The sequence below is a fragment of the Kineococcus auxinigenes genome, from assembly GCF_050871525.1.
Lineage (GTDB): Bacteria > Actinomycetota > Actinomycetes > Actinomycetales > Kineococcaceae > Kineococcus.
The window spans coordinates 1-17,466 of sequence record NZ_JBKBCT010000081.1 but is presented as its reverse complement, the minus strand read 5'-3'; the positions used below and the strand labels follow the sequence as shown (position 1 = coordinate 17,466).

The following is a 17,466-nucleotide window of genomic DNA, read 5'->3' as shown; positions in this document are numbered from 1 at the left end:
CCCCCCCCCCCCCCCCCCCCCCCCCCCCCCCCCCCCCCCCCCCCCCCCCCCCCCCCCCCCCCCCCCCCCCCCCCCCCCCCCCCCCCCGCCCCCCCCCCCGCCCCCCCCCCCCCCCCCCCCCCCCCCCCCCCGCGGGGAGGGTGGGGCAGGGGCGGGGGTGGGGGGACCGCGGGGGTCAGAGGCCGTAGGTCTCCAGCAGGCGCAGCCACACCTCGCTGACCGTGGGGTAGCTGGGCACCGCGTGCCACAGCCGTTCCAGCGGCACCTCCCCCACGATCGCCACCGTCGCCGAGTGCAGCAGTTCCGCGACGCCCTGGCCGACGAACGTCGCACCCACCACGACGTGGCGGCGCTCGTCCACGACGAGGCGAGCCCCGCCGGTGTACCCGTCCGCCAGCAAGGAGGCGCCGGCGACGCCCGCGACGTCGTAGTCCACGACCCGCACGTCCAGGCCCCGCTCGCGGGCTTCGGCGGCTCGCAGGCCCACCGAGGCGACCTCCGGGTCGGTGAACGTCACCTGCGGGGTCGCCACGCGCGTGGCGGTGGCGGCGTACCGGGACCAGGCCGGCGCCTCGCGGCCCAGCTCGCCGCGTGCGCGGGCCGCGATCGCGTCGCCCACGGCGCGCGCCTCGTACTTGCCCTGGTGGGTCAGCTGCACCCGGCCCGAGACGTCGCCCACGGCGTGCAGCCACTCGCCCTCGACGCCGGCCACGAGACCGGTGTCGTCCACGTCCAGCCCGCCGCCGTCCTCCAGGCCCACCACCTCCAGCCCGATCCCCTCCGTGGCGGGGCGCCGGCCGGTGGTCACCAGCAGCTCGTCGGCCACCACGCGCGAGCCGTCGTCCAGCGCGACGGTGACCTCCCCGCCGGTGCTCGGGCGCTCGACCGAGGTCGGGGAGACGCCCAGGCGCACGTCCACCCCGTCGGCGCGCAGCGCGTCCGCGACGAGCTCGCCGGCGAAGTCCTCCTCCTTGCCCAGCAGCCGCGAGCGCACCAGCAGCGTCACCCGCGAGCCCAGCCGCGCGTACGCCTGCGCCAGCTCCACCGCGACCGTGCCGCCGCCGACGACGGCCAGGCGCCCGGGCACCTCGTCGGCGCTGGTGGCCTCCCGGCTCGTCCACGGGTTCGCGGCCGCCAGGCCCGGCACGTCCGGCAGCACCGGCACCGACCCGGTGGCCAGCACCACCGCGCGGCGGGCGGTCAGGGCGGTGGTGCCGTCCTCGCCGGCGACCTCCACGCGGCGCGGGCCGGTCAGGCGGGCGCGCCCGCGCAGCAGGCCCAGCCCGGCGGAGTCCAGCCACTGCGCCTGCGAGGAGTCGTCCCAGCCGCTGGTGAAGCTCGTGCGCCGGCGCAGCACCGCTGCGGTGTCCAGGCCACCGGTGACGGCGCCCGCGGCTCCCGGCAGACGCCGCGCGGCGGCCAGCGCGTGCCCGGGCAGCAGCAGCGCCTTGCTGGGCATGCACGCCCAGTAGGAGCACTCGCCCCCCACCAGCTCGTCCTCGACGACCACGACCTCCAGACCGGTGCGCCCGGCCCGGTCGGCGACGTTCTCGCCCACCGCCCCGGCCCCGATGACGACGACGTCGGTCTCACGTTCGCGTGTGCTCACGACCGGGACGGTACGCAGGCAGCGGCGCGCGCACCACGGGTCGTTGTGGTGTGATCGGGCGGTGGGACGGGCGACGCGGATCGACTTCAACGCCTCACCGCGCCCCACGCTGGGCGTGGAGTGGGAGGTGGTGCTCGTCGACCGCCGCACCCGCGACCTGACGTCGGCGGCGGCGGAGGTCATGGAGGCCGTGGACCTGCCCGAGCACGCCGGCGGGCCGCGCGTCACCAAGGAACTGCTGCGCAACACCCTGGAGATCGTCACCGGGGTGTGCGACACCGTCGCCGAGGCCGCCGAGGACCTGTCGACGTCGCTGTCGGCGATCCGCCGCGTGACCGACGCGATGGGCCTGGACGTCGTGTGCTCCGGCACCCACCCGTTCGGCGTGTTCGACAACCAGCTGGTCTCCGACGACCCGCGGTACGTCGAGCTCCTGGAGCGCACCCAGTGGTGGGGGCGGCAGCTGCTGATCTGGGGCGTGCACGTCCACGTCGGGGTGGACTCCGTGCACAAGGTGCTGCCGATCCTGAACTCCCTGCTGAACCACTACCCGCACCTGCAGGCGCTGTCGGCGTCCTCGCCGTACTGGGCCGGGCACGACACCGGGTTCGCCAGCAACCGCTCGCAGATGTTCCAGCAGCTGCCCACCGCCGGGCTGCCGTTCCAGTTCGGGGCGTGGAGCGAGTTCGAGGGGTACGTCGACGACATGCTCGTCACCGGCGTCATCGACGGCCTGTCCGACGTGCGCTGGGACGTCCGGCCATCCCCGAAGCTGGGCACCATCGAGGTGCGGGTGTGCGACGGGACGCCGACGCTGTGGGAGCTGCGGGCGTTGACCGCGCTCGTGCACTGCCTGGTGGTGCACCTGGACGCGGAGCTCGAAGCGGGCCGCGAACCGCCGACGATGCCGCCGTGGCACGTGCAGGAGAACAAGTGGCGCTCGGCGCGCTACGGCCTGGACGCCGAGATCATCGTGGACGCCGCCGGCCGCGAGCGCCTCGTCACCGACGACCTGGACGACTGGCTGACCCGGCTGGAACCGGTGGCCAGGCGGCTGGGCTGCGAGGACGACCTGCGGCTGGTCGAGCGGATCCCGCGCCGCGGCGCCAGCTACCAGCGCCAGCGGGCGGCGTTCGCGGCGGCGCAGCGGGCGGGCTCGGAACGGCCGCTGGTGGACGTCGTGGACTCCCTCGTGGTGGAGATGCGCGAGGGCTGAAACCCCCGGGGACCGGGGGTTCCAGCCCACGGGGGTCTCAGCCCCGGGCTTTCAGCAGCGGAAGGTGCCGACGAGCTGCTCGAGCCGGGCGGCGGTGCGGGAGACGTCCGCCGCGGTGGTCTCGGTGTGCTCGGCGCTGGTGCTGGTCTGCGCGGCGGCCGCGGCGATGCCGGAGATGTTCGCGGCGATCTCCTGGGAGCCGGTGGACACCTCGCCCACGTTGCGGACCATCTCCGCGGTCGTGGCGGACTGCTCCTCCACCGCCGCGGCGATGGTGGCCTGCAACGCGTCGATGCGGGCGATGACCTCGCTGATGCCGCCGATCGCGCTGGCCGCGGCCGCCGCGTCGGTCTGCGTCGCACTGACCCGACCGGTGATCTCCTCCGTCGCCCGAGCGGTCTGCTGCGCCAGCTCCTTGACCTCGCCGGCCACCACCGCGAAGCCCTTGCCCATCTCCCCGGCCCGAGCCGCCTCGATGGTCGCGTTCAGCGCCAGCAGGTTCGTCTGCTCCGCGATCGAGGTGATCAGCTTGACCACGTCACCGATCTCGCGGGACGAGGCGGACAGCCGCTCCAGGATCGCCGAGGCCTCCCCGGCGCTGGTCACTGCCGCGGACGCCACGGAAGAAGCCTCGGCCGTGGAGGAGGCGATCTCGCGGATCGCCGCGGCCATCTCGTCCCCCGCAGCGGCCACCGTGGAGATCGAGGTGCTGATCTCCTCGGTGGCCGCGGAGACCACCTGCGACTGCCCCGCCGACTCCTGGGCACCGGAGGAGAGCTGACCGGCGACGACGGTGAGCTCCTCCGACGCGGCGGCCAGCGACGTGGCGTCCTCACCGATCGAGCGCACGACCCCGGCGAGCCTGTCGATGGAGACGTTGGTGGCCGCCGCGAGGCGGCCGACCTCATCAGCGCTGTGGTGGTCCACGCGCTGGTCCAGGCGCCCCTCGGCCAGGCCCTCGATGACCACGACCGTCTTGGCCAGGGCCCGCGACAGCGACCGGGCGATCAGCACGGCGAGGGTCACCGCGGCGACGAGGCCGACGAGGATCGCAGCCACGAGGGAGTTGCGCGCGGACAGGTGGACGGCCTCCGCCTCCTCGGCCGCGGCGGCGGCCTGGGCGTCCTCGATCCCGTCCAGGGTGCTCAGGGCGGCGCTGACCTCCTCGAAGGTCGGGTCCAGGCGGTCCTGCTCGACCTGCACGACGCGCGCGGTGTCGCCGGCCGCGATGGCGGGCAGCATCTCGCGCTCCAGCACCTCGCGGAACGCCGCGTAGGCGTCCTCGAACCCGGCGCGGGCCCGCTCCTGCTCCGCGGTGCCGCTGAGGGCGGTGTAGGCGCTCCAGGACTCGTCGGCGTCCTCGAAGAGGTCGTCGATCTCCTGCTCGTGCCGCGCCCGCTCGGCGGGGTCCAGGGCCAGCGCGTCCTCCAGGACGGCGGTGCGCAGGTCGCTGACGTCGCCGTCGATGGTCGCGAGCTGCGTGGCCGGCACGAAGTTGCGCTCGTAGATGCCGCCGCCGGCGTCGTCGACCCGCGCCAGTGCGCTGACGCCGACGGCGCCGGACACGCCCATCGCGACCCCCGCCGCTGCCACGGCGGTGAGCACCTTGGTCGCGACCGGCAGGTCCGCGAACCTGCCCCGCACGCCCCTGCGCCCCTGACCGTCCCCGGTGCTCACCACGTCGACTCCACTCCTCGGTGCTCCGCCCGCCGTTCGCTCGACGACGTCGCACCAGGTGGATCGGCACGCGGACCGAGGAAGTCCAGCGTTCAACGGCCCCCGTCACCCGGACGGGTCAGGGCAGCGGGCCGGGCGGGGCCCGGTGCGCGGGGTCCGCGGCGAGCAGCACGCGCGCACGGCCGGCGGCCTTGGCCCGGTACAGGGCCTCGTCGGCGCGGGCCGTGAGCTCGTCACCGCTCTCGGCCCCGTCCCAGCGGGCCACGCCGGCGGAGAACGTCTGCCCCGCGGGCGTCACCGCGCAGAGGCGCTCGACGAGCGCCCGGGCGGGGTCCAGGTCCTGCCCGGGCAGCAGGACGGTGAACTCCTCCCCGCCCCAGCGGACCAGCACCGCCCCGCTGCCGTCCAGCTCCCGGCTCCACGCCGCCGACGCCTGCAGGAGCAGCTGATCACCGGCCTGGTGGCCGAAGGTGTCGTTGAAGGCCTTGAAGCGGTCCAGGTCCAGCACCGCCAGGCACAGCGGGGTGCCGTCCTCGCGGGCCCGCGCCCGCATCCGCGCCAGCTCGGCATCGCCGCTGCGCCGGTTGGCCAGCCCCGTCAGGGCGTCCGTGCGGGCCAGCGCGGTCAGCTGCACCGCCTGCCGCTGCAGGTGGGCGACGAGGCCGGACATGCGCCAGACGACGAGCAGGAACAGCGCCACCGAGCTGCACGCCACGGCCCACCCCGTCAGGCGCAGCCCCAGCGCGAGCTGGAGCATCAGGGTCACCGGGGACAGCAGGCTGGCCGCCGTCAGCGCCGCCAGCCGGCCGCGCCCGACGGTGACACCGGTGGCGGGCTGCCGGTCGGTCGTCCGGCGCATCGAGGGGTGCAGCGCCGCAGCCCCGTAGCAGGTGTAGGCCGCCAGCCACACCCCGTCCAGCACGCGCTCACCGTCTCCGCCGTTCAGCGAGAGCAGCTGGAACGCGCAGTCCGCGAGCAGGGTCAGGCCCGCCGCGGCCGCCAGCAGCCCGAACGAGGCGTTGCGCGCCCCGCGGGTGGTGAGCAGGCGCACCAGCAGGGCCAGCAGCAGCACGTCGCCGACCGGGTAGGCGGCCGCCACCACCCGGGCGGCCGGCGTCGCCAGGACGTCGCCCAGCGCGGGCCGCACCAGGAAGACCCACATCAGCAGGCCGAACCCGACGGTGAAGATGGCGCTGTCGATCAGGCCGTCCCGGTCCCGCGCACCGCCGCGGGCGCGCACGAACCGCCACGCGCCCCAGGCCAGCAACGGGTAGGTGAGCAGGTAGAAGACGTCGGCGACGGACGGGAACGGGTCCCGGTGGAGCACCTCGGCCACGACGACCCACACCAGGTCCCCCGCCGCCCAGGAGGCGACTCCGGCGGCGACGCACCACCACGCGCCGGCGTGCCGCGGCCGGTGCCGGCGGACCCCCACCACCACCGCGGCGACGCAACCCCAGGAGACGAGGGCGTACACGCCGTCGCGCAGCGTCCCCACGGGCAGCAGCACGCACCCCAGCGCGGCCACCGCGCCGACGGCGAGCAGCGCGCGCCAGGGCGGGCGGAGGCCGGCGGGTCGCACGTCGCTGCATCGACGCCTCACCGCACCGCCTTGACCCCCGCCGCACCGGCGAGGGCCGGGCCCCGGGCCGGCTCAGCCCGCGAGGACCTGCGCGACGGGCACGGACGGCAGGTCGTGCGCGGCGGCGACCTCGGCGCTGGTCAGCTGCCCGGCGTGGGCGGACAGCCCGCGCGCCAGGGCGTCGTCCGCGGCCAGCGCCGCGCGCCAGCCGGCGTCCGCCAGGCGCACCACGTACGGCAGGGTCGCGTTCGTCAGCGCGTACGTCGAGGTGTGCGGGACGGCACCGGGCATGTTCGCCACGCAGTAGAAGACCGACCCGTGCACGGTGAACGTCGGCTCGTCGTGCGTGGTGGGCCGGGTGGACTCGAAGCAGCCGCCCTGGTCGACGGCGATGTCCACCAGCACCGAACCGGGACGCATCTGCGCGACCAGGTCGTCGCTCACCAGCTTCGGGGCGCGGGCGCCGGGCACCAGGACCGCACCGATCACCAGGTCGGCGCTGCGCACGGCGCGGGCCAGCTCGAACGCGTTGGAGGTGATGGTGCGCACCGCCCCGCCGAAGCGGGCGTCGACCTCGCGCAGCTTGGGGATCGACAGGTCCAGCACCGTCACCTCCGCCCCCATGCCCAGCGCGATGCGGGCGGCGTTCTGCCCGGAGACCCCCGCGCCGATCACGACGACGTCCGCCCCCCGCACGCCGGGCACCCCGCCCATCAGGACGCCGCGACCGCCGCTCGCGGCGGAGTTCGCGCTCATCAGGTGGTACGCGCCGACCTGCGGGGCGAGCCGGCCGGCGACCTCGCTCATCGGTGCCAGCAGCGGCAGCGAGCGGTCGGGCAGCTGCACGGTCTCGTAGGCGATCGCGGTGGTGCCCGAGGCCAGCAGGGCCTCGGTGCAGGGGCGCGAGGCCGCCAGGTGCAGGTAGGTGAACAGCACCCGCCCCTCGCGCAGCCGGTGGTGCTCCGGCTCGATCGGCTCCTTGACCTTCAGCAGCAGCTCGGCCTCGCCCCACACCTCTTCCACGTCCGCGACGACCTTCGCGCCGGCCGCCTCGTAGTCGGCGTCCGGCAGGGAGCTGCCCAGGCCCGCGCCCGCCTCCACCAGCACCTCGTGGCCGTGACCGGTCAGCTCGTGCACGCCCGCGGGCGTCAGCGCCACACGGTGCTCGCGGTTCTTGACCTCACGGGGAACGCCGATGCGCATCTGGGCCTCCGGGTCGGGACGGCGGTGTCCACCCCAGGGTGAAGATGCCGCGAGAAGAGCGCAACGAACCCGCAGGAGGTTCGGTAACGTCCCGCTGTGGCAGCGAATCCTTCACCACCCGACCGTCCGGCGAACCCTCCCCCGAAGAACGTTCGACAGGCCGTGGACGCGGTCGACCGCGCGATCCTCCACGTCCTGGCCGAGGACGCCCGGATCACCAACGCCGCCCTCGCCCAGCGGGTCGGCATCGCCCCCTCCACCTGCCTGCTGCGGGTGCGCGCCCTGCGCGCCTCCGGCGTCATCCGCGGTTTCCACGCCGACGTCGACCCCGACGCCCTCGGCCTGCACCTGCAGGCGATGATCGCCGTGAAGCTCGCCGCCCACGCCCGCGGCAGCATGGGCCCCTTCGTGGCCCGCATCCGCCGCCAGCCCGAGGTCCTCGACGTCTACTTCGTGGCCGGCGCGAACGACTACCTCCTGCACGTCGCGGTCACCAGCACCGGCGCCCTGCGCGAGTTCGTCGCCGAGCACCTCTCCCGCGACCAGGACGTCGCCCTCACCGAGACCAGCCTGATCTTCGAGCACACCCGCGCCGCCGGGCGGTCCTGACCCGCGCTGAGGTGCGGACGCGCGTCACGCTGCCTAGCGTCGGGGCATGAGCCAGCAGAACGACGAACCGACCCTGGACGACGTGATCGAGCCGGAGATCGCCGCCCCGCGCGACCGCCAGGAGCACGGCAAGATGCCGGCGCGGCCCAACGACGACGAGCTGGAGATGCGCGTCGAGCACGAGCGCCGCGAGCTCGGCCTCACCGAGGAGCCGGACGAGGTCCCGCCCGCGACGGACTGACGTTCTCCCCCACCGGGGTCACGCCCGGTCGGGTCCTCGCCCGGGTGGTGGGGTGCTCTGGCCGCCGGGCGTCCGGAGCACCCCACCACCCTTCAGCCCCACCGGTGCACGAGCGAACCCGGGCCCTGCGGCCGGGCGAGGTGCAGGAGGTTCCCGGGTGCTGCGGCGGGCGGCGTCCGGAGCTCGCGCCGAACGTCACGGCACCCGCGCACCCCGGTGACGGCGCGAGCGGAGAGCCGACCGCCGCAGCACCCGGGACCGCCCCACGGCGACCACGAGAACGCATCCCGGCCACCACGGGAACGCACCCGGCCGACGGGTCTCAGCCGGTGAACGCGTGCGCCACGACCGGCAGCACCACCGTCATGAGCAGCGCGTTCAGCACCATCGCGGCGCTGGACCACCCGCCGGCGACGTGGGAGTGCGCCAGGGCCCGTGCGGTGCCGATGCCGTGGGAGACGGCCCCGATGGCGAAACCCCGGGCCCGGCCGTCGTCGACGCGGACGCGGTCCAGCAGCCACGGCCCGACCGTGGCGCCCAGCACCCCGGAGACGAGGGTGAGCACGACGGCGAGGGTCGTGTTCGCGCCGATCGTGGCGCCGACGGTGACGGCGACGGGTGTGGTGACCGAGCGCGGCAGCGCGGTCAGCAGGATCTCGTCGGAGACGCCGAAGGCGAGCAGGGAGCCGACGGTCACGACGACGCTGACGGTGCCGGTGACCAGCAGGGTGACCAGGACGGCGGCGCGGTCGGCGAGCAGCGCCGCACCCGAGCGCAGCAGCGGCAGGGCCAGCGCCACGGTGGCGGGGCCGAGCAGCAGGGTCAGGACGGAGACGGAGGCGAGGTACTCCTCGTGACCGATGCCGAGCAGTTCCAGGACGACGGTGACGGCGATCATCGCGACGAGCACGGGGGCGAGCAGGGCGGGCCGGCCCAGGCGGCGGTGCAGGGCGTCGGCGCCGAGGTACGCGGCCAGCGTGAGGGCGAGCCCGAAGCCGGGGGCGTGGACGAGGGCGTTCACGGCGCCGCCGGCGCGGTGGTGCGGCGGCGCAGCAGCGCCTGCAGGAGGACACCCGCCACCACGAGCCCGGCCGCGAAGGAGCCGACGACGGCGACGGCCAGGGGTGCGGCGTTCTCCGCGAGGGCGCTCAGCTGGGTCAGGGCCCCCACGCCCGGTGGGATGAACAGCAGCTGCAGGTGGCGCAGGAGCGGGTCGGCGGCGGGCTGGGCGCGGGCGACGAGGCCGCGGTGGCGGGCGCCGACGGCGAGGAGGACGACGAGGCCGACGACGGCACCGGGCACGGGCAGGCCGGCCAGGTCGACCAGGAGCGTGCCGAGCAGCTGCAGGCCGAGCAGCAGGGCGAGGGCGGCGAGGACCGCCGGCACGTGCCGGCCCCAGCCGAGGTGCTGCGGGGGGTGTTCACCGGGTGCGTCCACCGGGTCAGGGTGCCAGCGCCCCGACCCGGTGGGGGCGCTCGGGGATCGTGGTCGGGTCCTCGCCCGGGTGGTGGGGGACGAACTCCGACCCGTGCTCAGGAGAGGCGCGAGAGGTCCCCGGGCGACCACGGCGACGCACCCCGGTCCCGGAGGATCACGAGAGCCAGGCGGGAGGGGGCCCCATCCCCAGGCGGTGGCGGGCGGCCTCCGCCGAAGGGCTGTGCGGGCCGAGCAGGGCCCGCGCCCCCCGCAGCTGGGCGCGCGCAGCGGCCAGCCGGGCCCGTTCGCGCGGTCCGCGCACCGCCCGGCCGGGCACACCCGCGAACGGGGCCACCACCGGCGACAGCAGCAGCTCCCCCGCTCCCGCCAGGCCGGAGTAGAAGGCCCCCTCGGCGCGGCCCAGGCCGGGCGGGGAGGACAGGAACCGCAGCAGGTGCGCCGGCACCGGCTCCAGGACGGGCGTGAACGCGGCCAGCGCCTCGGCCAGCTCCGCCTCGCTGGCGGGCAGGTCCGCGGCCCCCAGGGCGTGCGCGGTGCGCGCCCACTCGCGCACGTACGCGTCCGGCCAGCGCCGCCCGAACCGGGGCGCCAGCCGGTCGGTGCCGACCTCGCGCTGGGCGGCGAGGAACGCGTCGGTGAAGACCAGGTGCACCCAGCGCAGCAGGTCCGGGTCACCCGCGGAGTACGCCCGCCCGTCGCCGGTGGTGCCGCGCACCCGCTCGTGCATCGCACGCACCCGGGCCGACTCCCGCTCGGCGAGCTCCGCCGAGCCGAACGTGCACACCACCAGCCAGCGCGCGGTCCCCGCGAGCCGGCCCCAGGGGTCGCGCCGGTAGTCGGAGTGGCGCTGCACGCCGGCCATCGCCAGCGGGTGAGCGCCCTGCCCGAGCAGCGCGACGACCCCGCCGACCAGGGTGGACAGGTCGCCGTGCACCCGCCACACCACCCCGTCCGGCTCGAACCAGCCCGGCCCCTCCCCCACCAGGGCGATGTCGCGCACCCAGCCCGGCGCGCCCGTCGGGTCGCCGGAGACCCGCTGGCGGAAGGTGCGACGGGCCCGGGCCGGCAGGGCCGTCACGGACGGCGGCAGGAGCAGCACCACCCCGGCAGCCTTCCCCGCCGATCCCGGCCGCGCGAGACGGGGCGCGTCCGGGCGTTACGCGCGCGGCGGGGCGGGTACGCAGGGACGGGGCGGCGTTCCACCCCAGGTGCCCGCCGGGCACCGGCGCCCACCCCGGGAGAGGAGCACGACGTGAGCACCGTCAGCGACATGGTCAGCACCTACCCGAAGGACCTCGGCGGCGTGGACCGCGAGAAGCTCATCGCCTGCATCGAGGAGTGCTTCCGCTGCGCGCAGGCGTGCACCGCCTGCGCGGACGCCTGCCTCAGCGAGGACTCCGTCGCCGAGCTGACCAAGTGCATCCGCACCAACACCGACTGCGCGGACGTGTGCGACACCACCGGCCGGGTGCTCTCGCGCCACACCGGCTACGACGCCAACGTCACCCGCGCCGTGCTGCAGGCGTGCGCGGCCGCCTGCAAGGCGTGCGGGGACGTGTGCGAGTCCCACGCCGGGATGCACGAGCACTGCCGGGTGTGCGCCGAGGCGTGCCGGGCGTGCGAGAAGGCCTGCCGGGACCTGCTCGCCACCCTCGGCTGACACCGGCGGAGGGCGAGGGCGTCCCGCTCCCGCCGCGGTGGGAGCGGGACGAGCCCTCAGCCGCCGAACGACTCCCCGGTCAGCCGCTCGTACGCCTCGACGTAGCGGGCGCGGGTGCGCTCGGCCACCTCGGTCGGCAGCGGCGGGGGCGGGGCGCCGCCGGTGCGGTCCCACCCGGAGGCCGGCGAGGTCAGCCAGTCGCGCACGAACTGCTTGTCGAAGCTGGGCTGCGCCCGGCCCGGCTCCCACTCCTCGGCCGGCCAGAACCGGGAGGAGTCGGGGGTGAGGACCTCGTCGCCCAGGACGGTGCGCCCGTCCGCGCGGCCGAACTCCAGCTTGGTGTCGGCCAGCACGATCCCCTGCTCGCGGGCGACCGCCTCGGCGCGCGCGTACACCGCCAGGGTCAGCTCGCGCAGCTCCGCGGCGTCCTGCGCGCCGATCACGCCGGCGACGTGCTCGAAGGACACGTTCTCGTCGTGCTCGCCCAGCTCCGCCTTCGTGGCGGGGGTGAAGACGGGCTCCGGCAGGCGCGAGCCGTCCACCAGGCCGTCCGGCAGCGGAATCCCGCACACCGCGCCGCCCGCCCGGTACTCGGCCAGGCCGGAGCCGGTGAGGTAGCCGCGCGCGACGCACTCCACGGGGAACATCTCCAGCTCCCGGCACACCATCGCCCGGCCCGCCACGGCGCCGGGCACGTCGGTGGACAGCACGTGGTGCGGCACGAGGTCCGCCAGTCGCTCGAACCACCACAGCGACATCGCCGTGAGGACCTTGCCCTTGTCGGGGATCTCGGTGGGCAGGACGTGGTCGTAGGCGCTGATGCGGTCGCTGGCCACGACCAGCACCCGGCCGCGCTCGCCGTCCGCCGGCACGTACAGGTCGCGGACCTTGCCGGAGTAGGTGTGGCGCCAGCCGGGCAGCTGCGGCGGCGCGGGCAGCTCGGGGGCGCTCACGCGCCGGCCGCCGAGGCGGCGATGTCGGTGCGGAAGAGCCCACCGTCCAGGTGCACCGAGCGCAGCGCCGCGTAGGCGGCCTCGCGCGCCCGCGCGAGGTCGGCACCGGTGCCCACCACGGACAGCACCCGCCCGCCGGAGCTGACGACGCCGGTGCCGTCGGGCGCGAGCGCCGTGCCGGCGTGCAGGACGTGCGCGCCCTCGACCGCGTCGGCGTCCTCCAGCCCGCCCAGCGCACCGCCGGTCTGCGGCGCCTCCGGGTAGCCGGGGGCGGCGAGCACCACGGTGACGGCGGCGTCCTCGCGCCAGCGCAGCGGCGGGGCGTCCCGCAGCGCGCCCGGCGTGGCGCACGCCAGCAGGACCTGCGACAGCGGGGAGGCCAGGCGGGCCAGGACGACCTGCGTCTCGGGGTCGCCGAAGCGGGCGTTGAACTCCACCACCCGCAGGCCGCGGGACGTCAGCGCCAGGCCGCAGTACAGGACGCCGCTGAAGGGGGTGCCGCGCCGGGCCATCTCCGCCACGACCGGCTCGGCGACGCGCTGCACCACCTGCTCGGCCAGGTCGGCCGGGGCCCACGGCAGCGGCGAGTACGCGCCCATGCCGCCGGTGTTCGGGCCGGCGTCGCCGTCCAGGGCGCGCTTGAAGTCCTGCGCGGGGGCCAGCGCCACGACGCTCTCGCCGTCGGTGAGGCAGAACACCGACACCTCCGGCCCGTCGAGGAACTCCTCGACGACCACCGGCCCGTGCTCCAGGCAGGTGCGCGCGTGCGCGAGGGCCTGCTCGCGGTCGTCGGTGACGACGACGCCCTTGCCGGCCGCCAGCCCGTCGTCCTTGACGACGTGCGGGGCGCCGAACGCGTCCAGGGCGTCGGCGACCTCGGCCTCGGTGGTGCACACGTGCGCCATCGCGGTGGGCACCGCGGCCGCGGCCATGACCTCCTTGGCGAAGGCCTTGGAACCCTCCAGGCGGGCGGCGGCGGCGGACGGGCCGAAGCAGGCGGTGCCGGCCGCCCGCACCGCGTCGGCCACCCCCGCCACGAGGGGCGCCTCCGGCCCGACGACCACGAGGTCGGCGCCCAGCCGGCGGGCCAGCGCCGCGACGGCGGCCGGGTCGGCGGCGTCGACGGGTTCGCACGGGGCGACCAGCGAGGTGCCGGCGTTGCCGGGGGCGGCGACGACGCGGTCCACCCCCGGGTCGTCGAGCAGGGCGCGCACCAGGGCGTGCTCACGGGCGCCGGAACCGATGACGAGGACGTCCACGGCGCCCGAGCGTAGGCCCTGGCCGGACGTGGCCGTGACGGGCGCGTGGCCGGGCGGTGCGGGATGATCCGCCCGTGCCCCGCACCGCCTCGCTCACCGTCGCCGCCCGGCGCCGGGCGCGCACCGGCTGGCAGCGCTGGCAGGGCTCGTGGTGGCAGGTGCTGCAGTGCGGGCTGGGCGCCGGGGTGGCCTGGACGCTCGCGCGGGCGCTGTGGAACCAGGACTACCCGGTGTTCGCGTGCGTCGCGGTCGTCGTGTGCCTGGGCGTGCAGAACAACGCCCGGCTGCGGCGCGTGGCCGAACTGGGGGTCGGGGTGACGGTGGGGGTGCTGCTGGGCACCGCCGTCGTGCAGGTCATCGGGCGCGGCGCGTGGCAGATCTGCCTCATCGTCGTCGCCGCGATGCTCATCGCCCGCTTCCTGGACTCCGGGGTGCTGCTGGTGAACCAGGCGGCGCTGCAGGCCACGTTCATCGTCGCCTTCCCGCCGCAGCCCGGCGGCGGCTCCGCGCGCTGGCTGGACGCCATGACGGGCGTGGTGGTGGCGCTGGCCATCGCGGCGCTGCTGCCGTCCGACCCGACCCGCGACGTGCGCGCGCGGTCGCTGGCGTTCACCGGCCAGCTCGCCGACCTGCTGGACGACGCCGCCGACGCGGTGCGCAGCAGGGACGCCGCCGTCGCCGCGACGGTGCTGGAGCGCGCCCGCGCCACGCAGCGGGAGCTGGACGCGTGGGCGCAGTCCGTCAGCGCCGCCCTGGAGGTGCAGCGGCTCTCCCCCCTGCGGCGCGGGGGGCGCGCGGAGGTCCTGGAGCAGCAGCGGCTGCAGTCCGGCGTGGACCGCGCCACCCGCAACACCCGGGTGGCGCTGCGGCGGGTGGCCACCGCCCTGGAGCACGACGAGCAGCTGCCGACCTCGCTGGCGGGGGTGATGGAGAGCCTGGCCGCGTCGGTGCGCTCGCTGCGCCAGGCCCCCTACCCCGGGGAGACGGCCCCGCCGTCCGTGGCGGCGCTGAAGGAGCTGGCCGTGCAGCTGGGCCCGCGCACCCTCGGCGCGGAGTCGCTGTCGGCGACGGTGGTGGTGGCGCAGCTGCGCTCGGTGGTGGTGGACCTGCTGCAGGCGCACGGCGTGCCGCCCGAGGAGACGTACCGGCTGCTGCCGCGCTGAGGACCTCCCCGCGCCGCCTCAGCGGCGGCGCAGGGCCCTGAGCGCGACGACCCCGGCGACCACCGCGCCCACCAGCGCCCCGGCCAGTGCCGCGCGCCGGACCGCGCCGCCGGCGGCCAGGTGCTCGGCGGCGTCCTTCACGCGGTCGGTCACGGCCAGCGGCACCGCGGCCAGCGCGTTGCCCGGGGGGCGCCGGGGCACCTTCGGGTGCGGGCGGGTGGGGGCGGTGCGCCGCTGGACCTCCCAGGCCGCGCCGATCGCCCGCAGCTCCTCCGCGGTGGCGACCTGCTGCAGCCGGGGCAGCAGGTCGTCCTCCTCGTCGTGGGCGTCGTGCCGGATCACCTCGAAGGCGCGGCGCACGGTGGCGTCGTAGTCCGGTGAGCGCGGGTCCGCGTCCTGCAGCTGCACGAGCAGCTCGTTGATCTGCTGGTGGTCGCCCTCGATGTGCCGGGTCAGCTCCTCGCCCTGCTCGGGCAGGTGCTGCCGGTAGGCGGGGAAGAGCACGGTCTCCTCGGCGAAGGCGTGCCGCAGCGCCCGCTCGGCGAGCTCGGCCACGACCCGGCCGCGGGCGTCGGCGTCGGGCTCGTCGTCGTAGGCGCGCATGAGGGCGTCGAGGTCGGCGTGGTCGCGGCTCTGCCGGGACAGGATGCTGCCGGGCCCGCCGCGCTCGTCCTCGGACTGGTCGGCCACGGAGCGCAGCCCGTTGCCGCGTGGGTTCGTCATGGGGGTCCCCGTACCCGCCGGGACCCTCCGGTACGCGCCGCGGGGCGGACGGACCACCCTCCGCACCGGTGACGGTGGTCACCACCCCTTCCCCGGACCCCCCATCGTGTGGTTAGCCTGTCCTCACCGAACGAGGAGGGGCGGGATGACGGTCACGACCGAGCACACCACGGTGGCGGTGCGGCGCGCCGCGGGTGCGGCTGCGCGGCCCGCCGCCGCGCGCACCGAGTACCGGCTCTTCCCGGCGGCGGTGGTGCGCCGGCAGGACCTGGGCCCGAGCTTCGCGCGGATCACCTTCTCCTCCCCCGAGCTGGCCGGCTTCGGCCCCGGGGGCTTCGACCAGCGCCTGAAGGTCCTGCTGCCGCAGCTGCCGCTGGAGGTCCTGGGGGCGCCGGAGGGCGACTGGTACGCCTGGTGGCGCGCGCTGCCCGCGGAGGTGCGCCCGGTGATGCGCACCTACACGGTGCGCGCGCTGCGCCCCGCCACCGCCACCTCCGACGCGGAGCTGGACGTCGACTTCGTCCTGCACGGGGTGGGCGGCGGCGCGGCCGGTCCCGCCGCCTCCTGGGCGGCGGCCGCCCGCCCCGGCGACGAGGTGCTCCTGGTGGGCCCGACGGCCCCCGGCGCCGGCCGGGCGTGGGGCGTGGAGTGGGCCCCGCCCGCCGAGGCCCGCACGCTGCTGCTGGCCGGCGACGAGACCGCGGTGCCCGCCGTGTGCGCGGTGCTGGAGCAGCTGCCGGCCGGCGCGCGGGCCGTGGCCGTGCTGGAGGTGCCCGACATCGCCGACGCCGTCGGCATCGACTCCCAGGCGGACGTCACCGTCGAGTGGCTGCCCCGCGGTGGCCGCCACGGGCACGGCGAGCTGCTCGTGCCCCGCGTGGAGGAGGTCGCCGGACCCCTCGTGGACGAGGCCTCGCGCACGCTCGCGCTGGACCTCGAGGACGTCGACCTGGACACCGGCATCCTGTGGGAGGTCCCCGAGCGGGCCGAGGCCACCGGGCCGGAGTGCCTGTACGCGTGGCTGGCGGGCGAGGCGGGCGTCGTCAAGCGGCTGCGCCGCCACCTCGTGGGCGAGGTGGGCCTGCCGCGGTCCTCCGTCGCCTTCATGGGCTACTGGCGCGAGGGACGCGCCGAGGGCGCCTGAGCGCCGTGATCTGGAGGACCCCGAGTTGAAGAACCCCTTCCGCCGCGACAGCGGCGGCCCCGGGCGCGGCGGCCGCCGCCAGCGCCGCGCCGTCGTGCTGCGCACCGAGCGGATCACCCCCGAGGTGGTGCGCGTGGTCCTCGGCGGCGACGACCTCGCCGACCTGCGCGCCGAGCACGCCGACTCCTACGTCAAGCTCCTCTTCCCCGCACCGGGGGTGACGTACGACGAGCCGTTCGACGCGGCGGCCGTGCGCGCCTCGCGCCCGCGCGAGGAGTGGCCGGTGCAGCGCACCTACACCGTGCGCGCCGTGGACCCCGCGCGCGGGGAGGCGACGATCGACTTCGTCCACCACGGCGACGAGGGCGTCGCGGGGCCCTGGGCCGCGGCCGCCCGCCCCGGCGACGAGGTGCACCTGCTGGGCCCGGGCGGGGCGTACTCGCCGGACCCGGCCGCGCCGTGGCACCTGCTGGTCGGCGACGCCAGCGCGCTGCCGGCGATCGCCGCGTCCCTGGAGCGGGTGCCCGCCGGCGCCCCCGCGGTCGCGGTGCTGCACGTGCGCGACGCCGCGGAGCACCAGGCGCTGCCGTGCGCGGGCGAGCTGCGGGTGCACTGGCTGCACCGCGAGGCGCCGGACCCGGAGGGCCTGCTGGAGCTGCTGCGCTCGCTGGAGCTGCCCGCCGGCGCCCCGCACGCCTTCGTGCACGGCGAGGCGGACTGCGTGCGGGCCGTGCGGCGCTGGGTGCGCAGCGAGCTGGGCGTGCCGCGCGAGCTGCTGTCGGCCTCCGGCTACTGGCGGCGCGGGCGCACCGAGGACGGCTGGCGCGAGGAGAAGCCGCAGTGGAACGCCTCGGTGGAGTCCGACGAGACCGCCGTGGCCTCCCCCGCCTGAGCCCGCACCCCTGGCGGTAACCATGGTTTCCGCCCCTCCAGAGCCTGTCCTCGTGGGCGGTTCCCAGGGTTTGGGCCCCCCGGCCGCCGGGGGCGGGG

Annotated in this window: 17 protein-coding genes; 7 read left to right on the top strand and 10 right to left on the bottom strand. The window is 76.6% G+C overall.

Annotation, left to right across the window (positions count from 1 at the left end; translation table 11 throughout):
• Positions 1 to 175: 175 nt before the first annotated feature.
• Positions 176 to 1,609 (bottom strand): dihydrolipoyl dehydrogenase family protein, encoded by a 1,434-nt coding sequence (locus tag ACRYR9_RS17100; protein ID WP_432498916.1) that lies wholly within the window; start codon positions 1,607 to 1,609, stop codon positions 176 to 178.
• A 61-nt stretch (positions 1,610 to 1,670) separates the two neighbouring features.
• Between ACRYR9_RS17100 and ACRYR9_RS17095 the strand changes: the two genes are divergently transcribed.
• Complete coding sequence (locus tag ACRYR9_RS17095) at positions 1,671 to 2,825, top strand: glutamate--cysteine ligase (RefSeq protein WP_432498913.1); 1,155 nt, start codon at positions 1,671 to 1,673, stop codon at positions 2,823 to 2,825.
• A gap of 51 nt (positions 2,826 to 2,876) precedes the next feature.
• On the opposite strand, the gene ACRYR9_RS17090 is transcribed toward ACRYR9_RS17095, so the two are convergent.
• From ACRYR9_RS17090 to ald, 3 genes are all read right to left on the bottom strand, one after another.
• Complete coding sequence (locus ACRYR9_RS17090; RefSeq protein ID WP_432540202.1) at positions 2,877 to 4,505, bottom strand: methyl-accepting chemotaxis protein; 1,629 nt, start codon at positions 4,503 to 4,505, stop codon at positions 2,877 to 2,879.
• Positions 4,506 to 4,620: 115 nt separating this feature from the next.
• Positions 4,621 to 6,084 carry a GGDEF domain-containing protein gene (locus ACRYR9_RS17085; RefSeq protein ID WP_432498908.1) on the bottom strand — a complete coding sequence of 488 codons (1,464 nt, stop codon included), beginning with the start codon at positions 6,082 to 6,084 and terminating at the stop codon, positions 4,621 to 4,623.
• A gap of 72 nt (positions 6,085 to 6,156) precedes the next feature.
• The gene (ald, locus tag ACRYR9_RS17080; protein ID WP_432498905.1) at positions 6,157 to 7,287 is read right to left on the bottom strand and encodes an alanine dehydrogenase; all 1,131 of its coding nucleotides are present in this window, start codon (positions 7,285 to 7,287) and stop codon (positions 6,157 to 6,159) included.
• A 162-nt stretch (positions 7,288 to 7,449) separates the two neighbouring features.
• On the opposite strand from ald, the gene ACRYR9_RS17075 reads away from it, so the two are divergent.
• Positions 7,450 to 7,896 carry an Lrp/AsnC family transcriptional regulator gene (locus ACRYR9_RS17075; RefSeq protein WP_432498901.1) on the top strand — a complete coding sequence of 149 codons (447 nt, stop codon included), beginning with the start codon at positions 7,450 to 7,452 and terminating at the stop codon, positions 7,894 to 7,896.
• Between the two features lie 46 nt (positions 7,897 to 7,942).
• Positions 7,943 to 8,137 carry a hypothetical protein gene (locus ACRYR9_RS17070; RefSeq protein WP_432498898.1) on the top strand — a complete coding sequence of 65 codons (195 nt, stop codon included), beginning with the start codon at positions 7,943 to 7,945 and terminating at the stop codon, positions 8,135 to 8,137.
• A gap of 322 nt (positions 8,138 to 8,459) precedes the next feature.
• Here ACRYR9_RS17070 and ACRYR9_RS17065 read toward each other — a convergent pair whose 3' ends face one another.
• The 3 genes from ACRYR9_RS17065 to ACRYR9_RS17055 all read right to left on the bottom strand — a co-directional run bounded on the left by ACRYR9_RS17065 (position 8,460) and on the right by ACRYR9_RS17055 (position 10,676).
• On the bottom strand, positions 8,460 to 9,158 hold the full coding sequence (locus tag ACRYR9_RS17065) for an LrgB family protein (RefSeq protein ID WP_432495392.1): 699 nt from the start codon (positions 9,156 to 9,158) through the stop codon (positions 8,460 to 8,462).
• Entirely contained in the window at positions 9,155 to 9,574 is a 420-nt protein-coding gene (locus tag ACRYR9_RS17060; RefSeq protein WP_432495390.1) for a CidA/LrgA family protein, read from the bottom strand. The genes ACRYR9_RS17065 and ACRYR9_RS17060 overlap by 4 nt, the downstream gene beginning before the upstream one ends.
• 154 nt (positions 9,575 to 9,728) lie before the next feature.
• On the bottom strand, positions 9,729 to 10,676 hold the full coding sequence (locus tag ACRYR9_RS17055) for an oxygenase MpaB family protein (RefSeq protein ID WP_432495388.1): 948 nt from the start codon (positions 10,674 to 10,676) through the stop codon (positions 9,729 to 9,731).
• A 168-nt stretch (positions 10,677 to 10,844) separates the two neighbouring features.
• Between ACRYR9_RS17055 and ACRYR9_RS17050 the strand changes: the two genes are divergently transcribed.
• A complete protein-coding gene (locus ACRYR9_RS17050) occupies positions 10,845 to 11,234 on the top strand; it encodes a four-helix bundle copper-binding protein (RefSeq protein ID WP_432495396.1) in 390 nt (129 codons plus the stop codon).
• Between the two features lie 56 nt (positions 11,235 to 11,290).
• Here ACRYR9_RS17050 and ACRYR9_RS17045 read toward each other — a convergent pair whose 3' ends face one another.
• The gene (locus ACRYR9_RS17045) at positions 11,291 to 12,187 is read right to left on the bottom strand and encodes a phosphoribosylaminoimidazolesuccinocarboxamide synthase (protein WP_432495386.1); all 897 of its coding nucleotides are present in this window, start codon (positions 12,185 to 12,187) and stop codon (positions 11,291 to 11,293) included.
• Entirely contained in the window at positions 12,184 to 13,446 is a 1,263-nt protein-coding gene (gene purD / locus ACRYR9_RS17040) for a phosphoribosylamine--glycine ligase (RefSeq protein WP_432495384.1), read from the bottom strand. The genes ACRYR9_RS17045 and purD overlap by 4 nt, the downstream gene beginning before the upstream one ends.
• A gap of 74 nt (positions 13,447 to 13,520) precedes the next feature.
• On the opposite strand from purD, the gene ACRYR9_RS17035 reads away from it, so the two are divergent.
• The gene (locus ACRYR9_RS17035; RefSeq protein ID WP_432495382.1) at positions 13,521 to 14,609 is read left to right on the top strand and encodes an FUSC family protein; all 1,089 of its coding nucleotides are present in this window, start codon (positions 13,521 to 13,523) and stop codon (positions 14,607 to 14,609) included.
• Between the two features lie 18 nt (positions 14,610 to 14,627).
• Here ACRYR9_RS17035 and ACRYR9_RS17030 read toward each other — a convergent pair whose 3' ends face one another.
• The gene (locus tag ACRYR9_RS17030; protein ID WP_432495380.1) at positions 14,628 to 15,332 is read right to left on the bottom strand and encodes a hemerythrin domain-containing protein; all 705 of its coding nucleotides are present in this window, start codon (positions 15,330 to 15,332) and stop codon (positions 14,628 to 14,630) included.
• 145 nt (positions 15,333 to 15,477) lie between these two features.
• Here ACRYR9_RS17030 and ACRYR9_RS17025 point away from each other — a divergent pair, with 145 nt between their 5' ends.
• The gene (locus ACRYR9_RS17025) at positions 15,478 to 16,476 is read left to right on the top strand and encodes a siderophore-interacting protein (RefSeq protein WP_432495378.1); all 999 of its coding nucleotides are present in this window, start codon (positions 15,478 to 15,480) and stop codon (positions 16,474 to 16,476) included.
• Between the two features lie 25 nt (positions 16,477 to 16,501).
• Positions 16,502 to 17,368, top strand: coding sequence for a siderophore-interacting protein (locus ACRYR9_RS17020; protein ID WP_432495376.1), 867 nt, complete (start codon positions 16,502 to 16,504; stop codon positions 17,366 to 17,368).
• Positions 17,369 to 17,466 lie beyond the last annotated feature (98 nt).

What these genes read in the sequence shown, in the direction of transcription:
- ald (WP_432498905.1), bottom strand. Translation starts at nt 7,287, where the DNA reads ATGCGCATCGGCGTTCCCCGTGAGGTCAAGAACCGCGAGCACCGTGTG.
- ACRYR9_RS17070 (WP_432498898.1), top strand. Translation starts at nt 7,943, where the DNA reads ATGAGCCAGCAGAACGACGAACCGACCCTGGACGACGTGATCGAGCCG.
- ACRYR9_RS17050 (WP_432495396.1), top strand. Translation starts at nt 10,845, where the DNA reads ATGGTCAGCACCTACCCGAAGGACCTCGGCGGCGTGGACCGCGAGAAG.
- ACRYR9_RS17030 (WP_432495380.1), bottom strand. Translation starts at nt 15,332, where the DNA reads ATGACGAACCCACGCGGCAACGGGCTGCGCTCCGTGGCCGACCAGTCC.
- ACRYR9_RS17025 (WP_432495378.1), top strand. Translation starts at nt 15,478, where the DNA reads ATGACGGTCACGACCGAGCACACCACGGTGGCGGTGCGGCGCGCCGCG.